Source organism: Candidatus Cloacimonadota bacterium, assembly GCA_034722995.1.
Taxonomy (GTDB): Bacteria; Cloacimonadota; Cloacimonadia; order JGIOTU-2; family JGIOTU-2; genus JAGMCF01.
On the sequence record JAYEOL010000021.1, the window covers coordinates 1 to 6,511 of the forward strand.

The window sequence follows — 6,511 nt, forward strand, 5'->3', positions numbered from 1 at the left end:
TTTTATATTTGGTATTTGATATTTGTCCCGACAAGTCGGGATTATTAGAAATTTGATATTCTTGCCCCGTTGGATAAGCTTTTCTATCCAACGGGGTGAATAATTAGTCATTTAACCGCTTATATAAAAGGATTTCCAGACATAATAATCCCGATATATTGGGATGCCAAATTTTACACAAATTTTATTGATAAGATACTATAATACATTCTATATCAATACCCAAACTCTTTTAAGATTCTTTCCTTTTTTCTCCAATTTTTGCGAACTTTTATCCAGAGATGTAATTTCACTTTTTTCTTAATTAAGTAACGAATATCTCTTTCTGCAACTTTACGGATTTTTTTTATTAGCTCTCCTTCTGAACCAATAATTATCTTCTTCTGAGAATTAGTTTCAACATAAATATTAGCGAAAATCTCTGCTTTATCTTCTGATTCAGAGAATTGTTCAATTATAACAGCAGACGAATATGGCAGCTCTTGTTTGAGATATTTAAAGATTTTTTCCCTAATTATTTCTTGAGTGAAGAACCTTGTTGTTTGAGCAGATAAATCATCTTCTGGATAATATGGAAAATGATAAGGGAGAAAATTGATAATTTCATTTTTAAGATTTGATATATTAATTCCATTTTTAGCTGAAATAAAATATATTCCATCAAATTCAAATTTTTTAAGGGTAATACCTGCTTTCTCAATAGAATTATTTTCTGCTAAATCAATTTTGTTTATAGCAGCAATTTTTTTTATGCTAAGTTTTTGAATAAGTTCGCAAACCTGATTATCATATTCAGTGGGAAAAGTTGTTATATCACTTATAAAGATTGTGATATCCGCATCTTTCAGTGAATTCAAGATTGACTTTTGCATTTTTTGCTGAAGCAAATATCTTGGTTTCAGAAAACCGGGAGTATCAATAAAAACAATCTGATAATCTTTTTCCGTAAGAATTCCTAAAATGTTCTGTCTTGTTGTTTGTGGTTTAGGTGTAATGATTGATAGCTTTTGCTCCAAAAAAGCATTCATCAAACTTGATTTGCCAACATTGGGCTTTCCAATTATTGAAACAAAGCCAGATTTGAAATTTTTATTTTCAAACATTTCTACATATTCTATAAATCATTAATTCAAGAATTATTTTCTTATTAATACTTAAAGATTTTAGCTTATAATCTGTATCTAAAAGGATATGAAAGATTTTCGGAAAATCATTTAAGTTGAATTTTGAAGCTTGCCTAATCAAATTTTGTACTTTGTAAAAGCCAGTCATATTATTTTCTATTTCTTTGTTATTTTGATTGTTTTGGGATATAAGGATTGTGATTTTCCAGATGGTTTTGAAAAACCTTGTTATCATAATTATTATTAAAATTGGCGAAATGTCATTTGCAAGCAGATTTTCTAAAATTCTCATAGATAGCTTAATATCTTTTTTAGCAAGTGCGTCTTGCAATTCATAGATTGAATTTCCCCTATAAGTTATAATACAACTATTAATATCATCAACTTCAATTCTATTCTTATCAGATAGGAATAGGACTAATTTTTGTAATTCGTTATTTAGTTCTTGATAGTTCAATCCAATATAATCAACCATAAGTTTTAGAGCATCTTCGGAAAATAATTTATTATGTTTTCTCGCTTCTATCTGTAGGAATCGTTCAGCATCATTTTCATTATAGGGATGATAAAAATAGTATGTCGGCACTTTTTTTAATAGTTTTGCATATATATCTGTTCTTAGTTTAACTTTTTTAGTTTCAATTACAAGAACTGATTCCTGGATAGGATGTTCAATATAGTTTAAGATTTTCTTTTTATCTGATGGTTGAAGTTTGTGGAAATTTCTTATGATAACCAATTTTTTATCGCTAAGAACTGGTGGAGTTCTAAGTGCTTCTAAAATTTGAACAGATTTTGCTTCTTCTCCAAAAAAGACAGAAAGATTGAAGTCTTTATATTTTTGGGAGACAATTTTTTTTTGAAGTATTCCAAGAGTTTTATCCTTTAAAAAGCTTTCCTCTTCTGTTAAAAAATAGACTTGATGTATCTTACCGACATTTAATTCATTTAATAGGTCAAAGTATTTTAGCTTTCTTTTCATATTTTAAATTTACTATTTTCTATTGTCAATTGACAATTTGTAATAGGCGAACATTATAGGTTTTTTCTTGCTGTTTTTCTAGATTTAATAAAAATGGATAGTAATTCTTCAGCTTCTTTAAATAAAGGGATGATTAATTTCTTGTTTAATAATTGTTCATCTATTATGAACTCCAACCAATCCCGATTAATCGGGACATCTACCTCTTCTATAACAATACTTAATTTTGAGATGAAACTTGCTTTTGAATGTGCTATACATACAGCTTGATAGTTTGCAGCAACAGAAGTAGAACACCTGATCAATTGACCTTTTATATGGTTTCCCAAATAAGTTTTAGGTAAAGCTATGCTCAATTTCACACAACGATGTGCAAACTTTTTAGTTCGATTCTTTAATTCTTTTTCATCCATCATTTAATTTTCTATTGTCAATTGACAATTGTAAATAGTCAATAATCAATCGTCAATCCATTTTTTGAGCTTTTGCTATATCATAACCCATAATTTCCTTAATCTGGTGAGAATCAGGCAAATCCTGTATATCATTTATCCCAAAGAATTTTAAGAATTTATCTGTTGTTCCATATAAGATGGGTCTTCCTAATCTTTTTAATCTGCCAGCGATTTTAATAAGTTTTACCTCAAGTAAATTGTGAATGTGATAGGTAGAATTTACTCCACGAATAGCATCAATTTTTGCTCTTGTAATAGGCTGATGATATGCGATGATAGCCAGAACCTCCATAGCTGGATTTGACAGATGAATAGTCTTCTGTTCTTTGTAAAGCTTCTTTATAAGAGGATAAAACTTCTTGTTTGTTGCAAATTGATAACCTCCAGCCACCTTTCTAATACAGAATGGTCTGCCATTGTTTTGGTATATATCATTCAACTTATCAATAGCTTTTTCAATAACTTCTAAATCATCAACTTCAATATATTTTGCAATATCTTTAGCAGATATTGACTTCTCAGAAGCAAATATTAAAGCTTCTATTTTATTTTTTAATTCCATAATTATACTTTAGTAGATTTAATTTATTTTAACAGGGTTATGCCAATTGTCAAACATCCAACAATCCAGCAGTATATGGAGAAATATATCAATTTTGCTTTTTTAATTAATTGTATTAATAATGAAATGGAAAGATAACCGACAATTGCAGCGGATATACCAGCAAGCAGATATGGTAATAATAAATCATGAGTTATTACATCAGACAATTCTTTGCTCTTTAAAATAACAGCACCAATAATTGCTGGAATGGAAAGCAGAAAAGCAAATCTAACTGCAATATCTCTTTTTAATCCAGCAAATATACCCGCTGAAATAGTTGAACCAGAACGGGAGATACCAGGTATTATCGCTATGCTCTGAGCAAAGCCGATAAAAAGTGAGGTAGGCAAATTTAATTGCTCCCTATTTGTATTTTTTACTTTGTCAGAAATAAATAGTATTAAACCTGTAACTAACAACATAATAGATACCATGAGGATATTATCAAAGAATGATTCCAAAATATCTTGAAAAATTAGACCAATTATTCCTGTGACAATAGAAGCAATTATTAGATGAAGAAGCATATGTTGATAAGATTTTATCTCATTATCTCTATCTTTTTTCCAACTAAATACAGCAATAATCAGTTTCACAATATCTTTTCTAAAGTAAACTATTACAGCAGTTAAGGTCCCAATATGGACAATTATTTCAAAAAGAATACCTGGTTTATTATATTTTAATAATTCTTGAAAAATAACAAGATGTCCTGAACTACTTACTGGAAGGAATTCGGTTAATCCCTGAACAATTCCTAAAATTATTGAGTTTATAATGTTCATATAGCGTATTCTTCAGGTAAGACAATCTCAGAAATAGGCACGAGTTTGAAATTCTTGTCCTCAATATTTTCCAGTATTTGTTTTAATTCTTTTAAGCTTTCCAAAGTGCAATGGCTTATTACAACAATTTCGTTTTGGTTTTTTGCAAGCTCCAATAATCTCTTTGTTTTTGTTGAAACCCTGTCAGAATAGGTTACTGTATCTAAAAAGAAATTTATCATATAAGTAGGAATTCCCATCTCCTGCGCCAATTCATATCCAATTGTCTTTGGAGTGGTTCTACTATCAATAAAAAACAAATTATTTTCTTTAAGAACTTTTAGTACTGGAGATACAACATTTCTATATTGCATTGCGAGTGAGCCCATATGATTATTAGCCCCTATGCATAATGGTAGATTTTTTATATATTTTCTTACTCGTTTTTCAATTTCTTTTTCTGATAGATTTACGAAGATAGCATTTTTACCTGGGTCATTTTGAGGATAACTGATTGGCTCCATTGGGATATGAATGATGGTTTCCCGCCCTTGATTATACGCTTTTTGCATAACCTCTTGACTATAAGGGAGTTCAGGTAATATTGAAAAGTTAATATTCTTATCAAGTGATAGAAACTTTTCTAACAATCCTCCAGAAAAGTATCCAAAATCATCTATTAAAATAGATAGTTGTGTAATTTTTTTGTAAATTTTATTAGTATCATTGCCTATTTTCAAAAGGAAGTATTTTTTTATCTTTGGGTCATATAATTTCATTTCAATTGAGTTTCCATCATTACTTTCCTTGACAGTTATAACCTGACCGCCTGCTTCTTTTACTTTATCAGTTATGAAGATATTTGCAATTGTTAAACTTAATTGGTTAGTATCAAGAACAATTTTTTTTATAATCGTATTCCCTTTTATTTTTGTTTCAATAAATTCATCTGGAACCTCAAGTCTTTTTAAAGCATAATCTATTGCAGATTCAACTTGTGATTTTATAGTCTTTCTAGAGTCTATCTTTGCTGAATTTTCCCGGATAGTGAGAGTAGGTTCTTTCTTTTTTTGTTGATGGTATGTAGTGATTAACTGCCATATAAAGAAGATAGCAATTATGATAGCAGCAATAATAAGAAAAATTTTAGATAAGGGTTTATTTTGTTTATTTTTCTTATGAGATCTCTTTACATACTTTCTTCTTTTTTTATTAGCCATAAGATATTTTATTAATATTTATAATCATAAAAATTATACTTAGAAAATATTTGTCAAAATTATTGACAAAGAATTTTTTAAATAAATGGATATTAAAATTTAATTTTGTTAATTTAATATATGAAAACTCTTTTGATATTTGTAAATGTTTTCAATATTTTAGCACCGCTTTATTTATTGGCAATAAATAGTAGTTATTATTTGACAATTTATAAATATCCAAAAAGTTTAACACTTAAAAAAATTCAGGAGGCGATATGATAGAAATTCGTATGCATGGCCGCGGAGGTCAAGGAGCGGTGAAAGCTTCATTTGTTCTGGCAGAAGCGGCCTTTCAAGGCGGAAAATATGTTCAGGCATTCCCAAGATTCGGAGTAGAAAGACGAGGCGCTCCAGTTGAAGCTTTTACAAGAATTGATGATAAACCAGTTCAGATTCGCTCACAAATCTATTATCCAGATGGAATAATTGTGCTTGACCCAACTTTAATTGAAGTTGTTGATGTAACAAGCGGTCTTAAGAAAGGTGGCTGGATATTAATCAATTCTGATAAAAAACCAGAAAGTTATAATTTTGGTAATGAGTATAAGGTGTATACTGTGGATGCCACCAAAATTGCAGTTGAAAATCATCTTGGTTCAATATCTGCTCCAATTGTGAATACTGCTGCTGTTGGTGCTTTTGCAAAAATTACTGGTATGGTTGAAATGGATGCGGTTGATAAGGGGATTGATTCTGCTATTCCAAGAATGAAAGAAGAAAACAAAAAAGCTGCTCGCCAAGCATATAATTCTATTACATAAATGAACCTGGAATTTAACTGTTGGAAATTTAACCGCAAAGTGCGCGAAGAAGACGCAAAGGACACAAAGAATGGAAGATAAAAATGACCGAGAATGAGTTATCAAGAATAATAATTGGGGCGGCCATTGAAGTCCATAAGATACTTGGACCTGGGTTATTAGAATCAGCTTATGAAACTGGTATGGAAAGAGAGTTAACACTTAGAGGATTAAATGTTAGACGACAGGTTGGACTTCCTTTAATCTATAAGGATGTAAAATGCGATATTGGATATCGTGTTGATTTATTGATTGAGAACAAAGTAATTATTGAAATAAAATCTGTAGAAGCTCTGAAGGATGTTCATATTGCTCAAGTTTTAACCTATTTGAAATTAAGTAAATGCAAATTAGGACTGCTAATCAATTTTAATGTTAAACTACTAAAAGACGGTATTAAAAGATTGGTAAACAATCTGGAGGAGTAGAGTTTTGGTTCCGATATGTTGGGATGCCTCCTTTGAATTAAATGCTGTAATTTTTATAGTAAGTCTTAGCGGTCTTTGCGTCTCCTTTGGGT

The 6,511-nt window shown here is 29.8% G+C and carries 8 protein-coding genes; 2 read left to right on the forward strand and 6 right to left on the reverse strand.

The window, feature by feature from the left end:
• Positions 1–215: 215 nt before the first annotated feature.
• Genes era through U9R23_02560 form a run of 6 tightly spaced genes read right to left on the reverse strand, consistent with a single transcriptional unit; the run spans position 216 to position 5,149 of the window.
• A complete protein-coding gene (gene era, locus U9R23_02535; protein MEA3475312.1) occupies positions 216–1,103 on the reverse strand; it encodes a GTPase Era in 888 nt (295 codons plus the stop codon).
• Positions 1,096–2,106, reverse strand: coding sequence for a DNA polymerase III subunit delta (gene holA / locus U9R23_02540; protein ID MEA3475313.1), 1,011 nt, complete (start codon positions 2,104–2,106; stop codon positions 1,096–1,098). The genes era and holA overlap by 8 nt, the downstream gene beginning before the upstream one ends.
• 53 nt (positions 2,107–2,159) lie before the next feature.
• Entirely contained in the window at positions 2,160–2,519 is a 360-nt protein-coding gene (locus tag U9R23_02545) for a four helix bundle protein (protein MEA3475314.1), read from the reverse strand.
• Positions 2,520–2,571: 52 nt separating this feature from the next.
• Positions 2,572–3,123 (reverse strand): SMC-Scp complex subunit ScpB, encoded by a 552-nt coding sequence (gene scpB / locus U9R23_02550; protein ID MEA3475315.1) that lies wholly within the window; start codon positions 3,121–3,123, stop codon positions 2,572–2,574.
• 23 nt (positions 3,124–3,146) lie between these two features.
• The gene (gene uppP / locus U9R23_02555) at positions 3,147–3,950 is read right to left on the reverse strand and encodes an undecaprenyl-diphosphatase UppP (protein MEA3475316.1); all 804 of its coding nucleotides are present in this window, start codon (positions 3,948–3,950) and stop codon (positions 3,147–3,149) included.
• Positions 3,947–5,149 (reverse strand): divergent polysaccharide deacetylase family protein, encoded by a 1,203-nt coding sequence (locus U9R23_02560; GenBank protein MEA3475317.1) that lies wholly within the window; start codon positions 5,147–5,149, stop codon positions 3,947–3,949. Before U9R23_02560 ends, uppP begins: the two co-directional genes overlap by 4 nt.
• 257 nt (positions 5,150–5,406) lie before the next feature.
• Here U9R23_02560 and U9R23_02565 point away from each other — a divergent pair, with 257 nt between their 5' ends.
• Entirely contained in the window at positions 5,407–5,952 is a 546-nt protein-coding gene (locus U9R23_02565; GenBank protein ID MEA3475318.1) for a pyruvate ferredoxin oxidoreductase subunit gamma, read from the forward strand.
• An 83-nt stretch (positions 5,953–6,035) separates the two neighbouring features.
• On the forward strand, positions 6,036–6,419 hold the full coding sequence (locus U9R23_02570) for a GxxExxY protein (protein ID MEA3475319.1): 384 nt from the start codon (positions 6,036–6,038) through the stop codon (positions 6,417–6,419).
• Positions 6,420–6,511: the final 92 nt, after the last annotated feature.